Here is a 23778-nt window from a genome sequence, read left to right on the forward strand (position 1 = left end):
CCTACCCGGTCCCCCGAGCTAGGTTGTCCTGGTGGACGACCTCAAGACCTTCCGCGGCACCTGCCACGCACTGGCCAGCCGCACCGCGGCAACACGCGTCGAGTTCCGCGTCGCTGCCGGCGTCACTCCGAACTTCCACGAGTGCGTGCTCACTTACTGCATCGAGACGATCGCCGTCGTCGCTACTCGCACGCACGCCCTCGCCGCGGTCGCAAGGCCCACCGTCGCAACCGACTCCGGGCCCTTGACCTTCGTCGATCATCACGCCCTGCTCGCCGAACTGCGCTCGACCCCCTACCGCGCACTGTCGTTCGCCGAACTGGACGCCCCATTCCGCGCTGAGGACTGGCCGCACGTCTTGCCGTACGACATCAAGTACTGGCGCCCCACCACCGTCGGCGAAGCTCTCTTCAACCACTGGGACTAGGCGCTCACTTCAGCTCGGTCGACGACTTGCCGAGCAGGCGGCGGGCCACGATGAGTTGTTGGATTTGTTGGGTGCCCTCGAAGATGTCGAGGATCTTATTCGCCGGATTCGCTGCCTTGGGGGCTAGTTGGGCATATGACCTCTGACCTGGGCGTTTCCGGTGGTCGACGGTCGTTGTCGGTCAACACCGTTTGACGTTTGACGTCTGACGGCCTGGAGACGGCCTGACCTTTCACGGTCTGGTCTTGGTCTCCACCCTCGCAGTCAGCCTGCATCGTGGCGGTGCGAGGCCAATGGACAACGGCGTTCTTCCCTCTAGTTGCCGCGTATCGGCGGGGCACGGTGTCGCTGGCCCTGCGCGGCGTCGGCCTGGGCCTGGCCGTTCTTGAAGACGCGGCCCTGGCAGAGCGCGGAGCCTCGTAGGTGGCCCGTTCTGCCAGTTGGTAGCGGTTCCATATGGAGATCTGGTTGGGGCCTGGGTCGCGGTGGCTGCTGCGCATCGGGTGCTCCCTACAGTGACTCGACGACCTGAGTGGAGTTCGAGGGACTTGGTCGCCTCCGCTTCCTCGCACTGGCCGCCCTAGCGCTGGGAGGGTGGTGTCAAGGGTGGAGCTCGCTCCATCGCGTAGCGACGCCGTAGGCGCCCTTGATGGCGCCATCCCAGCGTTAGACGATTGCGGCGAGAGGAAGCCCCGTCCTCATGCGCCTGGCCCTCATCGACCTATGCCGTGCCGCCTGCGCGGTGCAGCGTCCCGGCCCCGGTCGCCCGGCCGTGCCGCGCGCCCGCGCGGGCGGAGCGAAGCGGGAGCCCGCGCCGTGGCGCGATGGATACGGACCACCAGCGAACCGGTCCGGCCAGCTCGCCGCGCCGCGCAGGCGGCGCGGCCTTGATCCCATAGAGGCAGGTTCAGCAACGATAAGGAGATTCTCGTACGGCATACTCATCTCATGACCAGCGGCGACAGCTTGGACGCAAGTGGGTGGCGGACCGATGCATTTAAAGACTTCGAAAGCAATCTCGCCTACGCGCGCAATCTTGTCGCGGGTGGTCAACATCTTGAAAACCTTCGAGTTGGCGCCTTCGACGTAGCCGACCTCTACCGGGCCGCTTGGGTGCAGGCCGTTTCCGCTCTAGACCATTGGATACATCGAGAGTTATACGAACGGGCGCTAGCCTTTGCTCTCAACTCGGATGCGCCGCGCCCGAAGAAGTTTCTGACACTGCAAATCCCCATGAGCTTGTTTGAGAATGTTCACCACCAATCGGCTACGCTAGAAGGTGAATTCGTCGCCTATCTCGAGAGTCATTTTGGATACCAATCATTTCAGAGTCCGGATAAGATCAAGCAAGCGTTGAGCATCGTGAGCGACGCACCTCTATGGGCTGGCGTGGAGCGGCGACTTGCTGAAGGTAGCGACCCATCAAGCACTTCGGCGGTAGGGGCACTAAGGAGTATCGTACAGCGGAGAAATAGGATCGCACATGAAGCCGATCGAGATCCAAATCGCCGGGGAAATCGATATCCCATATCGGAGTGGGAGACCAAACTGGCGATCGACCACATCTACTACGTCGCCGAGGCGATAGCGCAAGAATTAGGCGCGCCACCGCCTGTCAAGAAGCCGATCGCCCCGAAGGGGCGAGCGGGCAAACACAACGGCAGGGGTTTTGATGACCTCTCCGCTGGAGGCAGAGTTGTTCACGAAAAGTACGGCGAAGGTTTGGTGGTAGATAGATCAGGTGCTGGGGTTCGCGCGACGGCGACCGTCGATTTTGGCGACGCTGGAACTATACGCCTGATGCTGATCGCATCAATCCCTATGACTAAGCGGCAGTGAAACTGCGCGGTTCAACAATCAGATACGTGCTGGTTGGAACTACCAACGTGCTCAGCCCAGGTAGGGCGTGGTCCGGGGGCGCCCAAAGCGAGGTCGTACGGAGGTGCATAGAAGGGGGATTATAGAGGAATGGTGAGGGTGTCGAGGCTGGCGGGGTTGATCCACTTATCGGCATTGGTTTCGGTCCCGTCTTCGTGGCGTGTGCCGTCGGTCCATTCGGCTTCGAAGCAGAAGGATAATTGTTGGTGGGCTTCGCCGTCCGTGTGGGCGACGTGGCGAGGGTCGGTATAGGTGCCAATTAGGCGTAGGACGTGGACGTCGAGGCCGGTCTCGTCACGGGTTCGTGTACGACGGTTTCGGTGATGCGTTCGCCGGGGTCGTGGCCGCCGCCGGGAAGTGCCCAGAGGTTGTTGTTGGCTCTGTGGATGAGCGGCAGGTGTCCGGCGTCGTTGCGGATGACGACGGTGACTGGGGGACGACGCTGTTGACGGCTGGGCGTAGGGGACGTCGAAGTAGTCGATTCGTGCCATGGCAACCGCCCTTCCTAGACTCGAACACTCAGCCTATGGGTTGGCGTCGAGTAGGTGCAGTAGCTCGTCGGCTATTTCGGGGGTAGTGGCGACGGTGGTTGTCGACTGGAAGCTGTGGGGTTGTCCGGTGATGTCGGTGGCGAGTGCTCTGGCTTCGGTGGCGATGAGGATGCCTGCGGCGGTGTCCCAGGGGTTGTTGGACAGGATCACGGTGGCGTCGGTGCGGCCTTCGGCGACCCAGGCCAGGTCGATCGCGGCTGAGCCGAACATCCGGATCCGCTCGACGCGGTCGGCTAGGCGTGTGGTGATGGCCATTTGGTCGCGGTTCTTGTCCTCGGCGTCGGTGCCCACGGCGTAGTCGCCGAGTGAGACGAACGAATCGGCGAGGGACGTGGTAACGCTGGCGCTCATGCGGCCGTGGGCTGAGTAGGCACCGGCTCCCGATACGGCGGTGTAGTGCATGTGCAGGGCCGGGAGGTCGATGACAGCGACCACGGGGCGTTCGTCGACGACCAGGGCGAGGGATACGGCGTAGAGGGGGACGCCGTGGACCAGGTTGGAGGTGCCGTCGATGGGGTCGAGGGTCCACATGGATCGGCCGACGTCGGTGGAGCCTTCTTCCTCGCCGAGGAACCCGATGTCCGGGGTCTGCTCGTGCAGGTAGGCGCGCACGGCTCGTTCGATGCCGATGTCTGTCACCCGGTCACGGTCGCCTTTGTCGTGGACGGCGAGGGGACCCGCTCGGGAGATGTGGTCACGGGCGAGGGAGATGGCGTTCTCGGCGATGGCGAGTAGTGCTTGGCGGCCAGTCGCGGGGGCCATGCGGTTCATGGTCTCGATGTTGGCACCGTGTGGGTGATGTCAGCGGGGGTGGATGACGGCGGCGGATGTTGCGGCGCGTCCGTGGTGGAACTCCTAGTGTTGGGTTATGAGTGGGTCCCCGGTGTTGCAGGGCGAAGGTGCGAGGTTGGTGGAGGCCGCCCGTGAGGTGGCTGAGCGGTTGGTGTCGCCGTTGGGGCGGCGGTGGGATCACGTGCGGGGTGTGGCGCGGCGGGCGGAGGGATTGCGGGCCGCGGTGGGTGGGGGTGCGTCGGGGGATGTACTGGTGGCGGCTGCGTGGGTGCATGACGTCGGGTATGCGCCGGAGATTGGGCGCACGCGGTTTCATCCGTTGGATGGGGCTCGGTACTTGCGGGCGGAGCGGTTCCCGGAGCAGGTCGTCCGGCTGGTCGCTCATCACTCCGGGGCGCGGTTCGAGGCGGCGCAGCGAGGGCTGTCGGCTGAGCTGGCGGCATTCGAACTGGAGACCAGCCCGGTGATGGACGCCCTGGTTACGGCGGACTTGACGACCACTCCATCTGGTGAGCCGTGCACGTATGACCAGCGCATCGACGAGGTACTGCGGCGCTACGAACCCGACCACCCGGTCCACCGGACATGGCTGGTGGCCAGGGAGGAACTGCGTCCTTCGGTCGAACGGACCTTGGCGCGAGTGGGCGAGTCTCAGCCCAGGTAGGGACTGGTGCGGTCGGGGTCCAAGGCGTGGTCGATGCGTAGGCGCATGGAGGGGTGGATCTGGAGTCCGTCGAGATCGGCGGGGTTGACCCACTTCACGGCGCGAGTCTCGGTGCCGTCTTCGCGGGGAGCGCCGCCGGTCCATTTGGCTTCGAAGCACAGGGAGAACTGTTGGCGGACCTCGCCGTCGTCATAGGCGATGACGTGGCGCGGGTCGGTGTAGGTGCCAACCAGGCGGAGGACGCGCACGGCCAAGCCGGTTTCCTCCCAGGTCTCGCGGACAGCGGTGTCGGTGATGCGCTCACCGGGGTCGTGACCTCCGCCGGGCAGAGCCCACAGGTTGTTGTCGATCTTGTGAATCAGCAGCAGGTGCCCGTCCTCATTGCGAACGACAACGGTGACTGACGGGACGACGCTGTTGACTGCCGGGGCATCAGGATCGTCGAAGTAGTCGATTCGTGCCATGTCAACGGCTCTCTTCCCGGGCTCCTGCCCACACGCGGTCGAAGGACTCCATGTAGTGGCGCCACATGTGACCGCCCTCGACCCGACGTAGTTGCAGGACCGGATTCTGCCCGGCGAGCGAGCCGTATGCGTGGCCGTTGACCAGCATCTGATCATCGAACCGATAGATCGAGTTGTAGAGAACCGTGCCGTGCGTGCGGACTTCCACACCTGGAAGCGGGATGATTTCGCGTAGATATCGGCGCATCATCTGCACGCGACCTTCGAGGCCGCCTGTGGTCCCCTCCTCGACAGCGCGCTGAACCACAGCGTCGGCGGACTCGTCCCCGACGACGAACCGGAACCGAACACCATCCTTCACCTTGGCGCGGATGACAGGCACGATGTTGTGTTGCTCCACCAGGAACTGCCCGGAGTACACCAGGACGTCCAGGTTCGCACGCACACTGGTGATCAGCTCAGTCCACAGGTCGTACGGAACTGCCGAGCGAGTGGGATGGACCATGACGAGTTCGCCGGACGACATGGGAACCGCGGCCTGAACCGGCCGGGGAACGACGTTCAGCGCGCCCGCGTAGGGCTCGAAGAGTTGTTCAGCCGTCCAACTGGGGAACATCTCCTCCAAGACTCGACAGTGTTCACCGTAGGGCAAGCTGATGAGCTCACCGGAAAGCCAGCGATAGAACTGCGCTTTGCTGGGGTAGCGGTGCGTCAGGCTGGAGTCCAGCACAGCGGCGGCCTTGCTGTACTCGCGGCAAAAGCTGGGGTAACCACGCACCCTGCGCTGCCTGAGCAGTTCGCGCAACAGCGTCCCGGATTCACCCATCACCGCGCCTCCGTGCGACTCGTTGCGGTGAGCCTACCACGGGCGAGACAAAGTGAGACCGGGCGAGCCTTATTGATCTTAAGCGAGACAGCGACGGTGTCGAGAGTGGACCTACAGCAAGCCGATTTTGTAGTCAGCGGTCAAAGAGCGGCCGGTGACGCAAAGGAGCCAGGCAGATGGGGATCACGAAGGGACACCGTTTCCCGATCACGTTCGCTGACGCGTTCCCGCAGGGGTTGGTGTTGGTGGGTGACGTGGGGCCGAACACGGAGTTTCAGTCGCGGGAGGACAGGGCGGCGGGGCGGCCGGTGCGGCAGCGGGTGGATGAGGTGAGTGGGCAGCGGCAGTGGAAGGCCACGGTCACCGACCCGAGTGAGGTGAACGCGAAGAGGGCGTCGTTCGAGGTGACGTTGTTGGCTGATGTGCAGCCGGTTCCGACGTCGGTGGAGGCGTTGCCGGGGATGCGGGCGGTGGAACTGGTCGGGCTGACGGCGGAACCTCGCGTGTCCGGGAATGGGGAGTTCAAGTACCTGTCGTACATCTACCGGGCTACCGGTTTCGCTGGCGCTGATTCGCGCGGGAAGTCGCCAGAGGCGTCGGGGAAGGCGGCGTGACGGTGATGGGTTTCGCCTCATCCGGTACCCCCGCCGCGAGCATGCCGACTGAACTGGTCGAGCGCTGGGAGGCCGCGTACTCGCGGTACGACGGCGGGCACCTCCACGACATGGCGGAAGTCTCGGCGACGGTAGGGACGTTGTGGCGAGAGATGGCCACCGCCGTGCCCGGAAGTCCGTGGTGGTTGGTCGCGGCGCTGGTCACGGCCGCTGAGGCGTTCGAAGCGCAGTCGCGGGACTGGGCGGGGCGGCAGCGTGCCAGGACTGACGGCCAGGTCCGCCATCTTCCTGGCGCATTCGACCGATCTGCACAAGGTCTGGGGCGGTGAGTGCGGTGGAGTGCGCACGGAACACACAGAAGGTTGCTCCGGTGGGCGGGAATCAGTTCGTGTTGTCCCGGCTCCCGCAGACGACGGCAGAGGTCCGGGCGCGGGCGACGGAATTGGGGCAGGGCTGGCCGGCGTTCGTGCCGACGTTGGTCTCCGATCTCGATGACCTCATCAACTACGCGCGAGAGGTCAAGGAGAGCTTCGCGAAGGAGACCTTCGGCGAAGGGTCTGCGATCGACAACCTGGATTCCACCGCGTATGGGGTGATTGAGGCGTGTCGGTGGCTTCAGGTGTTCCAGTTCAGGGACAAGGACTGACACTTGGAGCGTGGAGGGCCTACGGGGTGGGCCGGTGTGGCGAAGGTGATCACTGATCGGCTGGCCGTGTTGGGGATGCGGCAGCGGGAGTTGGCGGAGCGGGCGAAGGTGTCGCAGGCGATTGTGCGGGAGTTGCAGTACGACACCGATCGGCGGCGGCGTAGTGCGCGCACGCTTGAGGCGATCTCGGTCGCGCTGGGGCTGCACCCGACGCATTTGTTGGATGTGGCGTTGGGGATTGTGCCCAAACCGGTTCCGCTGCCGGAGGACCCGCCACAGGATTTCTTTGTGACGTGGGCGCAAGAGCAGGCGCGGTTGATGGGTCTTGTCGAGGATCTGCACCGAAAAGTCGACGAACTTCGTCGTTCTCGTTGAACGTTTCGTTCTAGGGGCACAGAAGCGGTCAGTGGGTGCGCGCCAGTGCCCGCTTCTGTGCCTGTCTACTCGTGAGGGAGCAGACGTGGAAATCCTAGACACCGTGGCCTGTGGTGCGTGGATGTCGTTTCAGGGACCGCATCGGGTGATGTCTGGTGGTGGTCGGTGATGGGTAGGTGGGCTGATCCGGCGCCATTGGAGGTTTCGCGGCCTCGGTTGCCGTGGTGGACGCTGCTTCCCAGTAAGGCCAAGTTGGTCCTTCTGCCGGTCGCTGCGGTGTGGGTCGCTATATGGCTGGCGGCGCGGGCGCTACGGGTCAGTTGGTATTACCCGGCGACCATGGCGGCCTCTGCGCTCGGGATTGGCGTGTGGGCATGGCGCGGACCGTGGGTGGCGGGTTCGGCGGTCGTCGCGATCGGTGTTGCCGTGTTTGTGTTGTGGTGGCGGGCCACGGACCGGTTCAGCGCTCGGATGTGGTGGGCACGTACGGAGTTCCGGCGGATCACGGTGTACGCGTGGCAGTGGCGCACCGTCATGCGCTTGGCGAACCTGGACGGGCGGGCTCGCGGTCGGGAGTACCTGCCCCGGTTGCGGCGGACACGCTCGGAGGGCTGGCGGGACCGGGTCCGGGTGCGGATGGTGAAAGGTCAGGCACCGGAGCAGTGGGAGGCGCGGGCTTCCGGGTTGGCGCACTCGTTCCGGGCGCGGTCGTGTCGAGTTCGGGTGATCAAGCCGGGGACGATCGAACTGGACTTGGTGCACTCGGACCCGTTGGCCGCACCGGTGACGCTTCCCCAGCTCGGTGACGTGGTCGATCTGCGGCGGGTGACCGTTGGGCGAACTGAGACAGGTAAGCCGTGGCGGCTGCGGTTGCTGGGCAATCACGTGCTCACGGTGGGGGCAACGGGGGCGGGCAAGGGCTCGCTGCTGTGGTCGGTGATCTGGGCGTTGGCGCCGATGGTCAAGGCCGGGGCGGTGCGGCTGGTCGGGGTGGACCCCAAGGGCGGGATGGAACTCGGCCAGGTCCCTGACGTGTTCGACCGGGTCGTCTATGACGGCGGGGAAGCCGCGGTGACCCTGCTCGAACAGACCGCCGCTGACGTGCGGGAACGGGCTGGGTCGTATCGCGGGGTGCGACGCGGGTGGTCCCCGGAGACGGGTGACCCGTTCACGGTGCTGGTGGTCGATGAGCTGGCGGACCTGATCGCCTATCAGCCTGACAAGCGGCTCCGGGAACGCGCGCAGGGGGCGTTGCAAACTATCGCGTCCCAGGGCCGCGCACCAGGACTCGCGGTGCTGGGGTTCGTGCAGGACCCGCGCAAGGAAGTCGTCCCGTTCCGGCACCTGTTCCCGACCCGGGTCGCGATGCGCCTGGACGAACCGACACAGGTGGACATGGTCTTGGGCGACGGCCTGCGGGCACGTGGCGCCAGCGCGCACGAGATCCCCGAATCAACACCAGGCGTCGCCTGGATCAAACAAGACGGACAACGCGACCCGATGCGGGCACGCGCGTTCAACATCACTGACTCAAACCTGGTCGAGCTGCGCCACTACATCACCGGCACAGCCGCCACCGTCATCCCCTTCCCTGAAAACACAACACATGGAGGACAAGCAGCATGACCGCCACACTCGATACCCGCCCGGCCCGCGTCGACATCTGGGCCGAACTGCCCCGGCTCGCACAGGCCGCCCGCGACCACGTCGAACGTCACCCCGAACTGTGGGTGGCCAGCATCGACGTGTTCACCACCGACCTAGGACCCGGCAGCGTGGAGATCTACGTCTGCGGGGACCTGCCGCTCTCCTGCCTGCGGCTGCTGGCGTGGTGGGACACCCTCGCAGGCACCTCGGTGTGTCTGGAGATGGAGGACAACCCCCAGCAGCCCAAGGCCATGCTGTTCGGGCGCCTCCAGGACGGCACCCAGGCATCCGTCGTCGCGCCACTGGCCGCAGAGCACGTCACCGGCGTCGACCGCACCAGGATCGGTGGGTGGGTCCTGGACTGGCTCCGCGCGCACGCCGTGGAGACCGCATGACAGCACAAGTCATCCCCCTCACCCGGGGACCACTCGCCGCAGACGTCATCCGCAGCACCGCCGAACAACACGGCGTGTGCGTCCGGCCGTTCACCATGGAAACCACCGACCCCAACACAGGCGCGATCAACTACGTCGGTGTCCCGTGTGGCTCCACAGTGGAATCCATCTGCCTGCCCTGCGCTCGTAAGGCTCGGTCCCTGCGGATGACCCAGTGCCGAGAGGGCTGGCATCTCGCCGAGGAACCCGTCACCGCTGCCAGCGAGCCCACCGACGAACATCGGACCCTGGTGGAACGGCGCGCTGATCTCGTCGCCGAATACCGGATTTCAGCGGGCGCGGACGCGGATGACCTGCGGGAGGAAATCCGCTCCCTGGACCGCGAGCTTCACCAGCTCGGCGTCCGGGGACGGCTCCCCAACCCCGATGGGGCGGACAAGCGTGCCCCGGTGCGGTCGACCAAGCGGCGCCAGGACGCCCCGAACCTGCCTCGACGGCGGGTGGAGAAGCGCACAGTTGGCCGTGAGTACGCAGGCGGGTTCCGGCCCTCGATGTTCGTGACCCTCACCTGCGACACCTATGGCCCTGTCCGCTCCGACGGCTCGCCGGTGAACCCGGACCGGTATGACTACCGGCGCGCGGCCCGGGACGCGGTCCACTTCGCCTCCCTAGTCGACCGGTGGTGGCAGAACCTCCGCCGCGTCGTCGGCTGGGACGTGCAGTACTTCGCCACCGTCGAACCCCAGAAACGCGCAGCGCCGCACCTGCACGCCGCGTTCCGGGGGACCGTGTCACACGAAGTGCTGCGGCAGGTCACAGCAGCCACCTATCTACAAGTCTGGTGGCCCGCCCACAACCAGCCCATCTACAGCGGCGGGCACCTGCCCGTGTGGTCCCCGGACGCGGCGGGGTTCATCGATCCTCAGTCGCGTCAACCGCTCACCGCCTGGGCTGATGCATTGGACCAGGTCGAAGTCCCGGCACACGTGGCCACCTTCGGTCCGCAGGTGCACTCCAAGGGCATCCTGGGTGGTACCGAGGAAGCCGGGCGGCATGTCGGCTATCTGACCAAGTACCTCACCAAATCAACGGGTGAGGTGGTCCAGGCCGACACCCACACTCAGCGCGACCACCACGACCGGCTCCACGCCGAGTTGGCCGTAACCCCCTGCTCGCCCAGGTGCGCGGTCTGGCTCCTCTACGGCATCCAACCCCAGGGGATCACCTCCAAGACCACCCCCGGGCACTGCAAGGGCCGCGCGCATCGTCGGACAACCCTCGGCCTGCCAGGACGGCGAGTGCTGGTGTCACGGAAGTGGTCGGGCAAAACCCTCGCAGACCACAAGGCCGACAGGTCGGCGTTCGTGACGCAGACGTTGGCCGCGGTGGGCATCGTCAAACCGATCCGGGATGCTTCAGCGCTGGTCTGGCGCAAGCTCGCACCCGGCGATCGGAACGCGCCACCGAGGGATCACCTCGTCATGCGCGCCATCGCCGAACGGGTCACGTGGCGGGCTGAGTACGAACGTGCGCTGCTAGCCGCCCAGGGACCACTCGGTGCCCCTGATGTTTCAGCAACCGGACAGGTGGCCGCATGAGTGGGGACGAGATGGACAACGTGCGGTCGATCGACCGGCTTTGGACCTTGGAAGACGTGGCGCTCTACCTATCCGTGCCCGTCGAGACGATCAGGGCATGGCGGAAGCGGGACTTCGGGCCGCCAGCACGCAAGTTGGGCAAGCATCTCCGGTATGACCCGGTTGAGGTACGCGCCTGGTTCAGTGAAGCCGCGTAGGTGAGCGATGGGTCACATCCAGGACCGCTGGTACCGGGCAGCGAAGCACCCGACTACACGCGAACCGATCCTTGATACCAAGGGCAAGCCGGTACGGGAGAAGACCTCGCTGTATGGCGTTGGGCGCCGCTACAAGGTTCGGTACACCGATCCGTCCGGGGAAGAGAGGTCGGAGTCGTTCCCGGACAAGCAACTCGGCGCGGCAAGGGCTTTCCTGCACAAGGTTGAGAACGACAAGCTAGCGGGAACCTACCTCGATCCGGACGCGGGGAACATCCTGTTCGAGGCGCAGGCGCGGAGTTGGCTCAAGGGGCAGTCACAGGACGCGGCCACTCAACAGACGCTGTTGAGCCGGTTGAACAGCCAATTGATCCCATACTTCGGTAAGCGGCGACTGTCTTCGATCAACCCGGCAGTTGCGCGAGACTGGCTCGGCTCGATGAACGAGGCGGGCATGGAATCGAACTATCAGCTTGTCCTGTTCGACACCATGACGTCGATCATGAGTGCCGCCATTGACGATCGGAAGATCAGCGCCAACCCTTTCCGGGCACGTAGTGTGGTGAAACCCAAACCAGTGCGGCGAAAGATCGTTCCTTGGACCGAAGACCGCTTGTGGTCTGTGCATGACGCCCTGGAACCAGGGTCTCAGCTGGCAGCCAGCCTCGGCGCTGGTGCTGGGCTTAGGCAAGGTGAGATCTTGGCGTTCTCTCCCGATGCCATAGATCGGCGAGCCAAGATGTTGAACGTCGTTCGACAGGTACGCGTTGTTCAGCGGACCTTGGTGTTCGCTCTTCCGAAGGGGAGCAAGACGCGAGAGACACCACTATCTGATGGGGTGTTGGAGGAGATCGACGCCCACGTTGAGCGCTTCGGCACAACTACCGTGACCCTGCCATGGCTGGTGCCGGACGGTAGGCCGGAGACGGTCGACTTGGTGATCCTTCGTGGGGATGGTCGGCCGTGGTCCGGTGACCTGTTCAACAAGGTGGTGTGGCAGGCGGCCTTCAAGGACGCTGGCCTTGAGTACCGCAACCGCTTGGACGGCATGCACGCACTGCGGCACTTCTACGCCTCGACTCTGCTCGCCAACGGCGTCTCGGTCACCGAGCTGGCGGAGTACCTGGGCCACTCGGACGTGAAGACGACCCTGGAGACCTACACGCATCTCATGCCCACCAGTAGTGAGCGCGCTCGTCTTGCTGTCGACACGGTGTTTCGTCCGTCCGACCTGGCTCTGGCTCAGACGGCCTGACCACGGCCTGATCATGAAAGAGTCGCTGTCACGTGCAGGCGCCATCGGCCCCCTGGCTCACAACGGAGTCAGGGGGCCGACGCGTGAAACCGTTGGTAGAAGGTCACTTCAGCTCGGTCGACGACTTGCCGAGCAAGCGGCGGGCCACGATGAGTTGTTGGATTTGTTGGGTGCCCTCGAAGATGTCGAGGATCTTGGAGTCGCGGGCCCACTTCTCCAGCAGGGAGTTCTCGCTGTAGCCGATGGAGCCTGCCAGTTCTACGCAGCGCAGGGTGATGTCCGAGGCCGAGCGGCCTGCTTTGGCTTTGGCGATGCTGGCCTGCAGGGAGTTGGGCTTGCGGTTGTCGGCCATCCACGCGGCTTCCAGGGAGAGCAGGTAGGCGGCTTCCCAGTCGGCTTCGAGTTGGAGGTAGGTGGCGGCTGCGGCGGGTTGGGAGAAGGCGGGGCGGTCGTAGTCGATGGTCACGCCTGCTTCCACAAGGATGCGGAGTACCTCCTCCAGGGCGGCGCGGGCCACGCCCACGGCCATGGCGGCGACCAGGGGGCGGGTGTTGTCGAAGGTCTGCATGACGCCCGCGAAGCCCTGGATCTCCGGGCTGCCGAGGAGGTTGTCCTTGTGGACCCGGACGTCCTCCAGGCGGAAGTGGGCGGTGTCGGAAGCGCGGATGCCGAGTTTGCGCTCCAGCCGCACCAGGGTGAAGCCGGGGGTGCCGCGGTCGACGACGAAGGACTTGATGGCGGCCTTGCCGAGCGACCGGTCCACAGTGGCCCAGACGACCACGCAGTCGGCGCGTTCGCCCGCGGTGACGAAGATCTTCTCGCCGTTGAGCACGTAGTGGTCGCCATCGAGCACCGCGGTGGTCCTGATCGCGCCCGAGTCGGAGCCGGTGTCCGGTTCGGTGATCGCCATCGCCGCCCACTTGCCCTGGTAGCGGGCCAGTTGCTCGTCGTTGGCCACCGAGGCGATCGCGGCGTTGCCCAGGCCCTGCCTGGGCATCGACAACAGCAGCCCCACGTCGCCCCAGCACATCTCGATGGTGCCGAGCAGCAGCCGCAGGTTCGCGCCGTTCTGGTTGCCAGAGGCCGCCGCGCTCCGCCGCACGCCACCAGCACCAGCCCCACCGCCGGACGCGGACAACCCGTCCAGCAGCGCGGCGAGCATGTCCAGCTCCCGCGGGTACGTGTGCTCGGCCTGGTCGTACTTGCGCGAGTGCGGCCGGAAGAACTCGGCGGCCGCCTGGTGGGCCTGGTCGACCAGTTGGGCGAACTTCGCCGGGACGTCAAGGTTGATCATCGTGTCTCCTCCCGCCCTCAGACGAGGACGATCCCCTCGGCCAGCCCGATCGCGCGCAGGTCGCGGTACCAGCGCTCCACCGGGTGCTCCTTCACGAACCCGTGCCCGCCCAGCAGTTGTACGCCGTCGTTGCCGATCCGCATGCCCTTCTCCGCGCACAGCCGCCGCGCCAGCGCCGTCTCCCGCGCGTACGACTTGCCCTGCTCGGCCCGCGCCGCCGCCCGGTAGGTCAGCAGCCGCATGCCCGCCAGTTCGATGCCGATGTCGGCCACCGCGAACGCGACGCCCTGCCGGTGGCTGATCGGCTCACCGAAGGCCACCCGGCTGTTGACGTACGGGATCACGTAGTCCAGCACCGCCTGCGCCGTCCCCACAGCCAAGGCGCACCAAGCGATCCGCGCCAACCGGACGCACTCGGCGTACACCTCGGCCTTGCCGCCGCCGAGCAGCGCGCCTGCCGGGACGACCACCTGGTCCAACCGCAGCTTGCCCATCCCGGCCGCGCGCAACCCCATCCCGGGATCGGACTCCACCGACACCCCGGAACTCCCCGACTCCACAACGAACAGTGCGGGGCCGCGACCGTCCACATCGGCCGCGACGACGAACAGCTCCGCCTCCGACGCCCGCGGCACCATCGACTTCGCACCGTCCAGGACGAACCCGCTCGAAGTCCGATACGCCTTGGTGTGCAACACAAACGGATCGAACAGAGCGCGCGGTTCCTGAATCGCCAACGCCGCGGCCGGGACGTTGTCACCCACGAACGACGGCAAGTAGGTCGCCTGCTGCTCCGCGTCCCCCCACAGCACCAACGCCGTGCTCACCGCCGACGGTGCCAGGCACGCCACGGCCAACCCCATGTCGCCGTGCGCCATCGCCTCGGCCACCAGCACGCCGGTCACCGCCGACCGCTCGTCGCCGACCCCGCCCAGCGCCTCCGGCACGCCCGTCAACGTCACACCCATGTCCGCGACGGTCCGCAGAACCTCACCGGGCGCCGCACACCGGGTGTCCGCCTCGCCTGCGGCTGGGCGCAGCTGTTCGGCGGCGAACTCGGCCACCGTCGCCCGGATCATCGCCTGGTCCTCGGTGGGCGTCAGGTCGAACAGGCCCGGATCGCTGCTCGGTGCGGGACGTTGCGGCGCACCGAGTTCGCGCGCCCCCGCGAAAGTCCGGCTCGCCGCGCCGACAGCGGTGAAACCGCCCTTCGTGACCTGGTAGACCCCGCGCTCCACCGGTTTGCGCAGACCCAGCCGGTCCAGGACGGCGGTGCTCGCCAGCCGGTTCAGCACGGCCAGTGCCGCGCCCATGGCATCGCGCTTGGGGTGTCCGCGCTGATCGGTGCCCGCCATCGTGCTCCTCGGTGCTCGGCCGTCGGCGGGGCGTCGTCCCTACCCCGCAGTACCTACTCTAGAGTAGCAACGACCGGCGATCGAGTCCGGTACGCGGATCAGCGGCCCGCGCGGGCCTTGTCCACCAGGTTGGCCAGCGGGCGGCCCGCCAGGTACGCGGTCAGGTTCTCGGCGAAGCGGCGGACCAGTTCCTCCCGCCTACCCGCGACGTCGCCGGTCAGGTGCGGCGAGATCACCACGTTCGGCATCCCCCACAGCGGCGAGCTCGGCGCCAGCGGCTCGTCGGCGAACACGTCGAACGCGGCACCGGCCAGCTGCCGGGAGTCCAGCGCGTCCACCAGGTCGGTGGTCACCACCAGCCCGGCCCGGCTGATGTTGATCAGGCGGGCGGTCGGCCGCACCACCCGCAGCAACTCGGCGTCGACCATGCCCGCGGTCTGCTGGTTGTGGGCGACCGCCAGGATGATCCAGTCGTGCTCGGCGACCGCCGCTCTCAGTCGCGACATCGGCTGCACATCGCCCAGATCAGGGTCACCCGTGCGGGCGGTGGGGCCGATGGCGTTCACGGTCACCCCGACCGCGCCCAGCTTGCGCCCGATGGCCCGCGCGATGGGCCCGGTGCCCACCACCAGCGCCCGGGACCCGGCGACGCGCTCGGTCTCGCGGTGCTGCCAGCGGCGCCGCTGCTGGTCGCGCAGGGTGGTCGGCAGGTGCTTGGCGAAGGCGAGCACCAGGCCGAGCACGTACTCGGCCACCGGCTCGTCGTAGACGCCCGTCGAGTTCGTCAGTGCGATATCGCTGTCGCGCAGGGCGGGGAACAGCAGGTGGCCGACGGCGGGGCTGGCGACGTGCACCCAGCGCAGCGCGTCGGTGGCGGGCCAGACCCGCTCCAGCGCGGTCGTGCGGGTGTCCCAGACGAACAGGACGTCGGCGCCGTCGAGCGCGCCGCCGAGCCGGTCGGCGGTCGCGTACCGCACGGTCGCGACGGCCTCGACCCGGCCGAGGCCGGGCGGTCGGTCGGCGCCGTGCAGGACCACGACGGTCGGCCGTGGGCGGGTGTCCATACGAGTGGGGCTCCCCGTTCGGGTGAAGGCCGTGGCCAGACAAGCAGGCAACGCTAGGAACCGGCCGGGTCGGTGTCAAACCGCCCGCTGGGCCCGAGTTTCCCCAGGTCAGCGGGGGTGTACTCCTCGGTAGGGTGACGCCGCGAGTGGATCATGCTCGTTTCCGTATGTCTAGTCTTACTCCATTCGTGAGAATGAGTACACGAACGGAGTAATCATGATCGTCCGGCGCTGGTGACGCTCGGCGGTCAGGTGGATCAAGGTTGCCTCGCCGGCGAGAAAACGACACCCCGATAGTGGTTCCCGGATCGGGTCAGCAGCGCTACTGTACGTCTCACCTGGGGATATCCCCACCAGCGCCGAGCATGCACCGAAGTGACCCAGACCACTGACCGGGCGCATGGCGCACCAGACTGTCCGAGAACCGGGGTCCAACCGCGGGCCGGGTAGGGTCGTTGGGCCCTTCCGGCTGTGAGGTTGAATACGAAAACATCGCCCGTATGCAGCAGCGATACCCCTGGTGCACAGTCATCACCCCGGCTAACATCACTCTCCGTCAGGTTCACCATCGCATCCGACGGTCACGCGGGCGGATGCAACGGTGAGCCGGGACACCAGCGCCGTTCCGGACCTCGACGGCGTACCTCCCGCCTTAATCGGTGCGCCGCAACATCTGGGGGCTCATGTGAGTGCGACGACAGCTTCCTCGTCCGTGTCGGAAACGGCTCCGCCCCAGTCGCCGGTTGCCCAGCCCGCCACCAGGACCCCGGGGACCGACGCCGTGTTCGCCCGACTGAAGAGCTCGGCCTTCCACGAACTGGTCGCCGCCTCGCTCGACGGTGAGCAGGAGGCCATCGGCACCCTGTTCACCTGGATCAACCCGGCCATCACGCGCTACTGCCGCGCCCGCATCGGCCGCACCGGCTCCGCGTTCTCCTCCGCCGACGACGTCGCCCAGGAGATCCTGCTCGCCGTCCTCGGTGCCCTCCCACGGTACTCCGACGACAAGGAGTCGTTCCTGCCGTTCGTGTACGGCATCGCCTCCCACAAGGTCGCCGACTACTACCGCCGCTCCGGCCGCGACCGCTCCGACCCCGTCGCCGACGTCCCCGACACCGTGGACCACAGCCTCGGCCCCGAGCAGGTCACCCTCCGCGCCGAGATGCGCACCCGCCTGGCGACCCTGCTCGACACCCTCGCCCCCCGCCAGCGCGAGATCCTCGTCCTGCGCCTGGTCGTCGGCCTCTCCGCCCAGGAAACCGCCGCCGCCATCGGCCTCACCGCCACCGCGGTCCGCGTCGCCCAACACCGAGCCCTCACCCGCCTGCGCGGCAGCCTCTCAGCCACCGACTGGCTGTAGGACCCCCAAGTCTCCTCACCACAGGCCGCTGGGTCGCGTTGTGTGCCGCGACCCAGCGGTCGCTGGTTCCTGCCATTTGATCGCCGCGACACCGCGCAGACGATCAACTCCCGGGTGTCTCGCCCACCACGGCCCCAGGCCGCCGTCCGATCAGGACCGCCCGCCACCCACCACCGGCGCCCCCAAGACCCCTTGACCGCGACCGGCCCCACGCGCCCCGGCCAGCGCACTCCTCGACCGGCCCGGCCAGCGCCGTCCTCGACCGGCCAGCAATCCTCGACCGACCCCGCACGCCCTGGCCAGTGCCGTCCTCGACGGGCGCAATCCTCGACCAGCCTGTGCAAACCCGACCTCGACGGGCCACAACCCTCGACGGGCCGCAATCCTCGACCGGCTGCAACCCTTGACCGGCCCGCAACCCTGACCGGCCACGAGTTCGGGCTGCCTCCCGCGAGCCCGGACCGTCCCCGTGAAAACCGGCTCGCCGCCCACCCCCGGCGGACGGCAGACCCCCACCCACCCGGGGGCCACCCGCATCCAGCCTATCGCTTCGCGGCGTTTGTCAAGAGGGTGAACCGAGGACCTGTGGACAGATCCAGCCCATGTGGACAACTCAACGGTCGCACCGGATCGCGGCCCGCACCGGCCTTCGGCCCCGCCGTGGATCTTCGCGCTCGCACCGGGTTCGCGGCTCCCCGTGGTTTCTCGGCACGGCAGTGGATCCTCTGCGGCCGCGGCAGATCGCGTTGTCGCGCGAGCCGCTGTGCCGGGCCAGGCTGCCGTGCCGTGCCAAAGATCTTGACGCCGCAAGGATTCGCGGAGCGGTGCGGGGCGCGGCAGTGGATGTCGGTGTGGTGGGGGAGCGGGGTCCCGGGTGCGTCAGGCGGCGCGGGCGCGGAGGTAGAGCTGGACCTCGATGCGGCCCGGTTCGGCCTCGGCCTCGAACTCGCGCAGGGTCACGTCGGTGAAGCCCGCGGCGGTGACGATGTCGCGGAGTTGGTCCGGGGGGTAGGCGGAGACGGTGGTGGGGGCGCCGAGGAAGTTGACCGGGAAGGTGTCGAAGTCGCCCTGGACCATGCTCAGCAGCAGGAGGCGGGGGCCGGTGAGGACGCTGTGGATGGCGCGCAGGGTGGCCTCGATGTCGGCCTTGGGGAGCATCAGCAGGGCGAAGAACGCGACCACCGCGTCGAAGGTGCCCAGCTCGTCGAGCTCCCGCAGGTCGCCGTGCCGGTAGTCGGCGCCGGGGGCGTTGTCGGCCGCGAGGTCCAGCATCACCCGCGACTCGTCGACGCCGACGACCGACAGACCGGCCGCGAGCAGCTGCTGGGCGGTGGGCAGGCCGCTGCCGCAGCCGAGGTCGAGTACGCGGGCGCCAGCCGGTAGCTGGTCGACCAGCCACGCCGCTTCGGCGATCTGGACGTCGCGCTCCACGAACGACTCGTCGTACCGCTTGCCGATCAGGTCGAACGCTGGGTTCTCGGTAGCCACGCGCACAGCATGCCGCCGTGGTCGCGAACGGTCCAGGTCTGTGCCCGGATGAGATCAACCACCGCTACCCTCGGTCGCGGCGAGGGGAGACCATGGCTGACCTTGCGGCGGCGCGGGTCGTGTTGATCGCGACCGCGAACCACGACGGGACGCGGCTGCCGTCGCTGCCCCCGGTCGAACGCACCTTCCACGACCTGCGCGCGGCCCTGCTCGACCGCTGCGGTGTCCGCGAGGACCGGTTGACCGCCGTGCTGGACCCGGCGGACGCGCGCACCATGGCGTCGGCGGTGGCGCGCGAGGCCAGGCTCGCCGACGAGGTCCTGGTCGTCTACTTCGTCGGCCACGGCCTGCTCGGCCCCGGCGACCAGCTCTACCTGGCCGCGCGCGACACCGACGAGCTGGAGCCGGGGCTCGCCGAGCACCAGGCGCTGTCGTTCGCGAGCCTGCGGCAGGCCCTCGCGGTGTGCCGGGCGCCGTCGGTGGTCGTGGTGCTGGACTGCTGCTTCTCCGGCCGCGTCTCGCTCACCGACCACCCGGTGCTCCCGCTCGACCCCGCGCACGGCCGCTACCTCATCGGTTCCGCGGAGCAGGTCGCCGCCGCGCCGGTCGACGCCGAGCACACCGCGTTCTCCGGCGCTGTCATCGACGTCCTCACCAACGGCGACCCGCGTGGCCCTCGCGACCTCACCCTCGACGACTTGTACGACGCCGTCTTCCGCACGCTGCGCGACCAGGGCAAACCGCTGCCGCGCCGCCAGGCGGGCGACCGGTCCGGCGGCCTGGTCCTGACCAGGAACCGGTTCGACGACCACAGCCAGCTCGAAGACCCCGCTCCCGGCCGCTGCCCGTACCCCGGCCTGGACGCCTTCGGCGTGGACGACGCGGGCGTGTTCTTCGGCCGCGAGGAGATGACCGCGCGGCTGGTCGACGCCCTCGCGGAGCCCGGAGTCGTCGCCCTGGTCGGCGCCTCCGGGTCGGGCAAGTCGTCGTTGCTCAACGCGGGCCTGCTTGCGAGCGTGCGGTCCAACCGCATCCCGGGATCCGCTCGATGGACAACGTTGCGCGTCACCCCCGGCGCGCACCCGCCAGCCGTGGCTGACCTGGCCGCCGATCTCGTGCTGGTGGACCAGTTCGAGGAGCTGTTCACGCTCTGCCAGGACCCCGCGGAGCGCAACGCCTTCCTCCGCGCGCTCACCGCGAGCACCAACCGCGTGGTCATCGCACTGCGCGCCGACTTCTACGGCCAGGCCACCGCCCACCCCGAGCTGCTCGCCGTGTTGCGCGACCGCCAGGTGCTGGTCGAACCCATGACCCGGGAGCAACTGCGCGCCGCCATCGAACGCCCGGCGGCAGCGGCGGGCCTGGTGCTCGACGACGGGCTCGCCGACGTGATCCTGGGGGAGGCCACCGAGGGCGCGCTCCCGTTGCTCTCGCACGCGCTCTGGTCGACCTGGCGGCACCGCAACGGTTCCCGGCTGACCGTGCGGGGCTACCGCGAGGCGGGCGGCATCGAGCAGGCCATCGCCACCACCGCCGAGGCCGTTTTCACGGCACTGGACCGGGCCGACCAGGATATCGCCAGGACACTGCTGCCCCGCTTGGTCCGCGTCGGCACCGCGGATCTTGCCCACCCCGTCGACCGCGCCGCCCTCCCCGACAACGTGGCCACCCGGCACGTCCTCGACGAGTTCACCCGTGCCCGCCTGCTGACCCTCGACCGCGGCACCGTCCGGCTCAGCCACGAGGCGCTCCTGCGCGCGTGGCCGCGGCTGCGGGAGTGGGTCGACGCCGACCGCGACTCGCTGCTCGTGCGCCAGCAGGTGGTCGACGACGCCGCGGCTTGGGAACGCGCGGGCCGCGACACTTCCTTGCTGTACCGGGGAAATCGGCTCGCGGGTGTGCGCAAGTGGGTAGCCGGGCTGGAACCGGCGCAGGCCGAGTTCGTCGCCGTGTCGTACGGCCAGGAACGGCGGGGCAGGCGCAGGACCCGCACCGCGATCGCCCTGCTGTCGGTGCTGGCCCTGCTGGCGGGCGCAGGCGTCGTCACCATGGTGCTGTTCCGGCAGGAGTCGACCAAGGCCGCCGACCGGGACCTGGCCCGCCACCTCGCCGCCGAGGCCGGGAACCTGCGGGAGGGGAACCCCGGCCTGGCCAAGCAACTCGGCCTCGCCGCCTACGACATCGACCCGGACATCGGCCTGGGCGCCGTCCTCGACAGCCAGCGCACGCCGGGTGTCATCAACGCGGGCGAGCAGGCCCTGGAGATCGCACAGGGCAACGGAGTGCTGGCGATCGCGACCGGGAACTCGGTCGAACTCAGGGGAAAGGCCGGACCCGCGCTGATCGACGACGTGCGCACCGGCCTGATCGCGGTCGACGGCTCGGACCTGGCGGTGGTCGAGTCGGCGAAGTCGGTCCGGCTGTGGGACATCGGCGACTACCACGCCGCCCGCGACACCGCGGTGTGGACGACCCAGGACCCGGTCACGGCCATCGCGACGGGTGGCGGGATCGTCTACGCGGGTACCGAGTCGGGGGCGATCCTTCGGTGGGACGCCAAAGGCGGGACAGTGTCCACTGTGGTCACCGATGGCCCGGTGCTCTCGCTCGCGGTGTCCGCCGAGCGCGGACTCCTCGCGGCCGCGAGCGCCAACGGCGTGATCCGGTTGTGGGACAAGGCAGGCGCGCAACTGGCCGCATGGCGGGAGGTCGAGTACGGCCACCCGGACCACCAGCAGGCGAACCCGCTGCACCGGGTCGCGTTCAACCGTGCGGGCACCCTGCTGGCCACCGCCGGACTGGCCGACCGCCCGGACGTGTGGCGGCTCGACGACCCGGCCAAGCCCGCCCGGGTCCCGTACCAGCAGGAACGGCAGCTGTGCCAGGCGCCGGAGGGCGCGGAGTTCCTGACCTTCAGCCCGGTCGAGGACACCCTGATCGCCGTGTGCGACGGGCTGGTCGTGGTGAGGTACGACGGCTCGGTGCTGGTGCCGGGGGCGTCGTCCGCGTCCGACACCATGATCGGGACAGTGCTCCTGGACCGGGACAACCCCAGGCGCCTGCTCGCCGCCACCCAGTCCGGGGTGCACGTGACCGACTTCACCAACCCGGACCAACCCGGCGTCGTCGCCTTCCTGCCGTCACCGCTGCTGGCCGGATCCGCTTTCTCGACCGGCGGTACCGCCGGTCGCGAGATGCTCGCCGTGCAGGGTTCCGACCATGATCTGCTGTGGGACATCACGGAGGTCGCCGCGCCGCGCGAGATCGCCGTCGTTGCGCGCGAGGGTCGGGACTACCGCTCGTCGGCCATCGCGCTCAACCGCGACGGAACGGTCCTGGCCACCACGGACGGTCCCGACGGGCGGCGTTTGGTGTTGCGTGACACCACCGCGCCCGGTGTGCCGGTTCTCGGTTCGATCGACGACATCGCGGTGGGCATCGCGTCCGTCGCGTTCCACCCCGATCGGCCGCTGCTGGCCGTGTCGGACACGCGCTACCACGGACCGTCACCGACCATCCGGATCTACGACATAGCCGACCCGGGGCATCCTCGGCCGCTGTTCGAGACCGGGCAGCAATCCCGACAGCTCGCCTTCTCCCGGGACGGCACGATGCTGGTCACCCTTGGCGACACCAGTGTGCAGGGGTGGGACATCACCGACCCGGCCCGGCCCGCCCGCCGGTGGGAGGTCGCGGTGTCGGAGACGGCAGGCTCGTTCGCCGTCAGCCCGGACGGGGAACTGGTCGTGGTGCACGACACCGGAGGCAGTCTGGTGCTGGTGCGGCTGAGGGACCACCTGCCCGCGGGCGCCCCGGTGATCACGACCGTTGGTAGCGCGGGGACCGGTGAGATCGTGTTCGACCCCACGGGCACGAAAGTCGCCCTACTGAGCCTGCACGGCGAGCTCGGACGCGAACTCAGCCGCCCTGAGATCTGGGACGTCTCCACCGGCGGCGCGCCCGTGCTGCGCTACTACCTGCCCATCTCCCAAGACGCAGGCGTGGAGGCAGTCGCGTTCACCCCGGACACTGACGTACTCGCCGTTGCCCGCAACGGCACAGGCGTCGAACTCTGGCCCACCGACGCCCCCCGGATCCGGGCCGCGATCTGCGCCACCGCAGGTGATCCGATCAGCCAACGGGACTGGCGCCGCTACATGGGTGACCGTCCGTATGCCCCGCCGTGTCGGTGATTACGGTCTGGCTGAGCTGATGGCTGCCATGAGTCCGTTGTGTGACACCCGGTTGGGGTGCAGCTCGGCGGTTCCGGGTGCGCGGATGCCGTCGAACAGCAGGTCGAGGTAGCGGCGCCACAGGTCGGGGTCGGCGCTGCGGGTGGCGGTGCTCACGGCGGAGAGCATGACGATCACCGGGCTGATGTCGGTCCCCGTGATGTCCGCGCGCACCGCGCCAACCGCCTTGGCCCTGGCGACCAGGTCGTCGACGGCGGGGACGTAGTGCGCGGCGATCCGGTCGAGCTGGCCGAAGTCGGCCCTGGTGCAGATCTCGACCACGCCGCGGTCGCCGGACTGGCGCTCCAGCACCGAGGTGACCAGGCGCACCAGGCCCGCCAGCGGGTCCGGGTCGGCGGCGCAGGAGTCGATGACGTCGATGATCTCGGCGACGACCTGGTCGAAGACCGCGGACAGCAACGAGTCCTTGGTCGGGAAGCGCCGGTAGAGGGTGCCGATGCCCACTCCGGCGGCGCGCGCGACGTCGTCGAGGGAGGCGGCGATACCGTGGTCGGCGAAGACCACCCTGGCGGCCTCGACGATCCGCGCGCGATTGCGCTCAGCATCGGCGCGCAGCGGCCGATTACCGCTCTCGGTGTCTGAGGTCACGCTCTCAGCTTAGCGCAAAAGTGGAGGATGAACCTCCGCTTCCGTGT

23 protein-coding genes are annotated in these 23778 nt (G+C 68.0%); 14 read left to right on the plus strand and 9 right to left on the minus strand.

The genetic code is table 11. The annotated features are described in order from the left end of the window. Positions 1–31: 31 nt before the first annotated feature. Together CLV68_RS08285 and CLV68_RS33320 are read left to right on the plus strand one after the other, a co-directional pair. A complete protein-coding gene (locus CLV68_RS08285; RefSeq protein WP_121389866.1) occupies positions 32–427 on the plus strand; it encodes a hypothetical protein in 396 nt (131 codons plus the stop codon). A 948-nt stretch (positions 428–1375) separates the two neighbouring features. Continuing rightward, on the plus strand, positions 1376–2266 hold the full coding sequence (locus CLV68_RS33320) for a DEAD/DEAH box helicase (RefSeq protein WP_147459914.1): 891 nt from the start codon (positions 1376–1378) through the stop codon (positions 2264–2266). A gap of 298 nt (positions 2267–2564) precedes the next feature. On the opposite strand, the gene CLV68_RS35970 is transcribed toward CLV68_RS33320, so the two are convergent. After that, complete coding sequence (locus CLV68_RS35970) at positions 2565–2801, minus strand: NUDIX hydrolase (protein WP_170224155.1); 237 nt, start codon at positions 2799–2801, stop codon at positions 2565–2567. 28 nt (positions 2802–2829) lie between these two features. Further along, the gene (locus tag CLV68_RS08290) at positions 2830–3627 is read right to left on the minus strand and encodes an inositol monophosphatase family protein (protein WP_246009721.1); all 798 of its coding nucleotides are present in this window, start codon (positions 3625–3627) and stop codon (positions 2830–2832) included. 97 nt (positions 3628–3724) lie between these two features. Here CLV68_RS08290 and CLV68_RS08295 point away from each other — a divergent pair, with 97 nt between their 5' ends. After that, a complete protein-coding gene (locus CLV68_RS08295; protein WP_121389867.1) occupies positions 3725–4312 on the plus strand; it encodes an HD domain-containing protein in 588 nt (195 codons plus the stop codon). On the opposite strand, the gene CLV68_RS08300 is transcribed toward CLV68_RS08295, so the two are convergent. Both CLV68_RS08300 and CLV68_RS34490 read right to left on the minus strand, forming a co-directional pair. Next, positions 4300–4776 carry an NUDIX hydrolase gene (locus tag CLV68_RS08300; RefSeq protein WP_121389868.1) on the minus strand — a complete coding sequence of 159 codons (477 nt, stop codon included), beginning with the start codon at positions 4774–4776 and terminating at the stop codon, positions 4300–4302. The genes CLV68_RS08295 and CLV68_RS08300 overlap by 13 nt on opposite strands. 1 nt (position 4777) lies before the next feature. Further along, the gene (locus CLV68_RS34490; RefSeq protein ID WP_246009849.1) at positions 4778–5602 is read right to left on the minus strand and encodes a hypothetical protein; all 825 of its coding nucleotides are present in this window, start codon (positions 5600–5602) and stop codon (positions 4778–4780) included. A gap of 176 nt (positions 5603–5778) precedes the next feature. On the opposite strand from CLV68_RS34490, the gene CLV68_RS08310 reads away from it, so the two are divergent. The 9 genes from CLV68_RS08310 (at position 5779) to CLV68_RS08350 (ending at position 12329) form a co-directional block, all read left to right on the plus strand. Continuing rightward, entirely contained in the window at positions 5779–6216 is a 438-nt protein-coding gene (locus CLV68_RS08310; RefSeq protein WP_121389869.1) for a hypothetical protein, read from the plus strand. Next, entirely contained in the window at positions 6213–6545 is a 333-nt protein-coding gene (locus CLV68_RS08315) for a hypothetical protein (RefSeq protein ID WP_121389870.1), read from the plus strand. Before CLV68_RS08310 ends, CLV68_RS08315 begins: the two co-directional genes overlap by 4 nt. Next, positions 6542–6862, plus strand: a complete 321-nt coding sequence (locus CLV68_RS08320) for a hypothetical protein (RefSeq protein ID WP_147459915.1) — start codon at positions 6542–6544, stop codon at positions 6860–6862. Before CLV68_RS08315 ends, CLV68_RS08320 begins: the two co-directional genes overlap by 4 nt. 36 nt (positions 6863–6898) lie before the next feature. After that, positions 6899–7237, plus strand: coding sequence for a helix-turn-helix domain-containing protein (locus CLV68_RS08325; protein ID WP_425454826.1), 339 nt, complete (start codon positions 6899–6901; stop codon positions 7235–7237). A gap of 471 nt (positions 7238–7708) precedes the next feature. Then, positions 7709–8863, plus strand: a complete 1155-nt coding sequence (locus CLV68_RS08330; protein WP_246009722.1) for an FtsK/SpoIIIE domain-containing protein — start codon at positions 7709–7711, stop codon at positions 8861–8863. Then, positions 8860–9279 (plus strand): hypothetical protein, encoded by a 420-nt coding sequence (locus tag CLV68_RS08335; protein ID WP_121389874.1) that lies wholly within the window; start codon positions 8860–8862, stop codon positions 9277–9279. The genes CLV68_RS08330 and CLV68_RS08335 overlap by 4 nt, the downstream gene beginning before the upstream one ends. Further along, complete coding sequence (locus CLV68_RS08340) at positions 9276–10877, plus strand: replication initiator (RefSeq protein WP_121389875.1); 1602 nt, start codon at positions 9276–9278, stop codon at positions 10875–10877. The genes CLV68_RS08335 and CLV68_RS08340 overlap by 4 nt, the downstream gene beginning before the upstream one ends. After that, entirely contained in the window at positions 10874–11074 is a 201-nt protein-coding gene (locus CLV68_RS08345; protein WP_246009723.1) for a helix-turn-helix transcriptional regulator, read from the plus strand. Before CLV68_RS08340 ends, CLV68_RS08345 begins: the two co-directional genes overlap by 4 nt. Before the next feature lie 7 nt (positions 11075–11081). Then, positions 11082–12329 carry a tyrosine-type recombinase/integrase gene (locus CLV68_RS08350; protein WP_121389876.1) on the plus strand — a complete coding sequence of 416 codons (1248 nt, stop codon included), beginning with the start codon at positions 11082–11084 and terminating at the stop codon, positions 12327–12329. 103 nt (positions 12330–12432) lie between these two features. Here the strand turns inward: CLV68_RS08350 and CLV68_RS08355 are convergent, their stop codons facing one another. The 3 genes from CLV68_RS08355 to CLV68_RS08365 form a co-directional block, all read right to left on the minus strand. After that, positions 12433–13623, minus strand: a complete 1191-nt coding sequence (locus CLV68_RS08355; RefSeq protein ID WP_121389877.1) for an acyl-CoA dehydrogenase family protein — start codon at positions 13621–13623, stop codon at positions 12433–12435. 17 nt (positions 13624–13640) lie between these two features. After that, positions 13641–14936: an acyl-CoA dehydrogenase family protein gene (locus CLV68_RS08360; RefSeq protein ID WP_121391052.1), complete on the minus strand. Its 1296-nt coding sequence runs from the start codon at positions 14934–14936 to the stop codon at positions 13641–13643. A gap of 140 nt (positions 14937–15076) precedes the next feature. Then, positions 15077–16042 (minus strand): D-2-hydroxyacid dehydrogenase, encoded by a 966-nt coding sequence (locus tag CLV68_RS08365; RefSeq protein ID WP_121389878.1) that lies wholly within the window; start codon positions 16040–16042, stop codon positions 15077–15079. 781 nt (positions 16043–16823) lie between these two features. Here CLV68_RS08365 and shbA point away from each other — a divergent pair. Continuing rightward, positions 16824–17402, plus strand: a complete 579-nt coding sequence (gene shbA, locus CLV68_RS08370; protein WP_245782270.1) for an RNA polymerase sigma factor ShbA — start codon at positions 16824–16826, stop codon at positions 17400–17402. A gap of 879 nt (positions 17403–18281) precedes the next feature. Here the strand turns inward: shbA and CLV68_RS08375 are convergent. Continuing rightward, the gene (locus tag CLV68_RS08375; RefSeq protein WP_121391053.1) at positions 18282–18890 is read right to left on the minus strand and encodes a class I SAM-dependent methyltransferase; all 609 of its coding nucleotides are present in this window, start codon (positions 18888–18890) and stop codon (positions 18282–18284) included. Between the two features lie 92 nt (positions 18891–18982). On the opposite strand from CLV68_RS08375, the gene CLV68_RS08380 reads away from it, so the two are divergent. After that, positions 18983–23083 (plus strand): caspase, EACC1-associated type, encoded by a 4101-nt coding sequence (locus CLV68_RS08380; RefSeq protein WP_121389880.1) that lies wholly within the window; start codon positions 18983–18985, stop codon positions 23081–23083. Here the strand turns inward: CLV68_RS08380 and CLV68_RS08385 are convergent, their stop codons facing one another. Continuing rightward, positions 23084–23731, minus strand: coding sequence for a TetR/AcrR family transcriptional regulator (locus CLV68_RS08385; protein WP_121389881.1), 648 nt, complete (start codon positions 23729–23731; stop codon positions 23084–23086). Positions 23732–23778: the final 47 nt, after the last annotated feature.

This window comes from Actinokineospora cianjurensis (assembly GCF_003663795.1).
Lineage (GTDB): Bacteria > Actinomycetota > Actinomycetes > Mycobacteriales > Pseudonocardiaceae > Actinokineospora > Actinokineospora terrae.

Coding starts and splice junctions, on each gene's coding strand:
- CLV68_RS34490 (WP_246009849.1), bottom strand. CDS start 5,602: ATGGGTGAATCCGGGACGCTGTTGCGCGAACTGCTCAGGCAGCGCAGG.
- CLV68_RS08295 (WP_121389867.1), top strand. CDS start 3,725: ATGAGTGGGTCCCCGGTGTTGCAGGGCGAAGGTGCGAGGTTGGTGGAG.
- CLV68_RS08330 (WP_246009722.1), top strand. CDS start 7,709: ATGTGGTGGGCACGTACGGAGTTCCGGCGGATCACGGTGTACGCGTGG.
- CLV68_RS08350 (WP_121389876.1), top strand. CDS start 11,082: ATGGGTCACATCCAGGACCGCTGGTACCGGGCAGCGAAGCACCCGACT.
- CLV68_RS08380 (WP_121389880.1), top strand. CDS start 18,983: ATGGCTGACCTTGCGGCGGCGCGGGTCGTGTTGATCGCGACCGCGAAC.
- CLV68_RS33320 (WP_147459914.1), top strand. CDS start 1,376: ATGACCAGCGGCGACAGCTTGGACGCAAGTGGGTGGCGGACCGATGCA.
- CLV68_RS08300 (WP_121389868.1), bottom strand. CDS start 4,776: ATGGCACGAATCGACTACTTCGACGATCCTGATGCCCCGGCAGTCAAC.
- CLV68_RS08345 (WP_246009723.1), top strand. CDS start 10,874: ATGAGTGGGGACGAGATGGACAACGTGCGGTCGATCGACCGGCTTTGG.
- CLV68_RS08340 (WP_121389875.1), top strand. CDS start 9,276: ATGACAGCACAAGTCATCCCCCTCACCCGGGGACCACTCGCCGCAGAC.
- CLV68_RS08355 (WP_121389877.1), bottom strand. CDS start 13,623: ATGATCAACCTTGACGTCCCGGCGAAGTTCGCCCAACTGGTCGACCAG.
- CLV68_RS08365 (WP_121389878.1), bottom strand. CDS start 16,042: ATGGACACCCGCCCACGGCCGACCGTCGTGGTCCTGCACGGCGCCGAC.
- CLV68_RS08310 (WP_121389869.1), top strand. CDS start 5,779: ATGGGGATCACGAAGGGACACCGTTTCCCGATCACGTTCGCTGACGCG.
- CLV68_RS08290 (WP_246009721.1), bottom strand. CDS start 3,627: ATGAACCGCATGGCCCCCGCGACTGGCCGCCAAGCACTACTCGCCATC.
- CLV68_RS08360 (WP_121391052.1), bottom strand. CDS start 14,936: ATGGGCGCGGCACTGGCCGTGCTGAACCGGCTGGCGAGCACCGCCGTC.
- CLV68_RS08335 (WP_121389874.1), top strand. CDS start 8,860: ATGACCGCCACACTCGATACCCGCCCGGCCCGCGTCGACATCTGGGCC.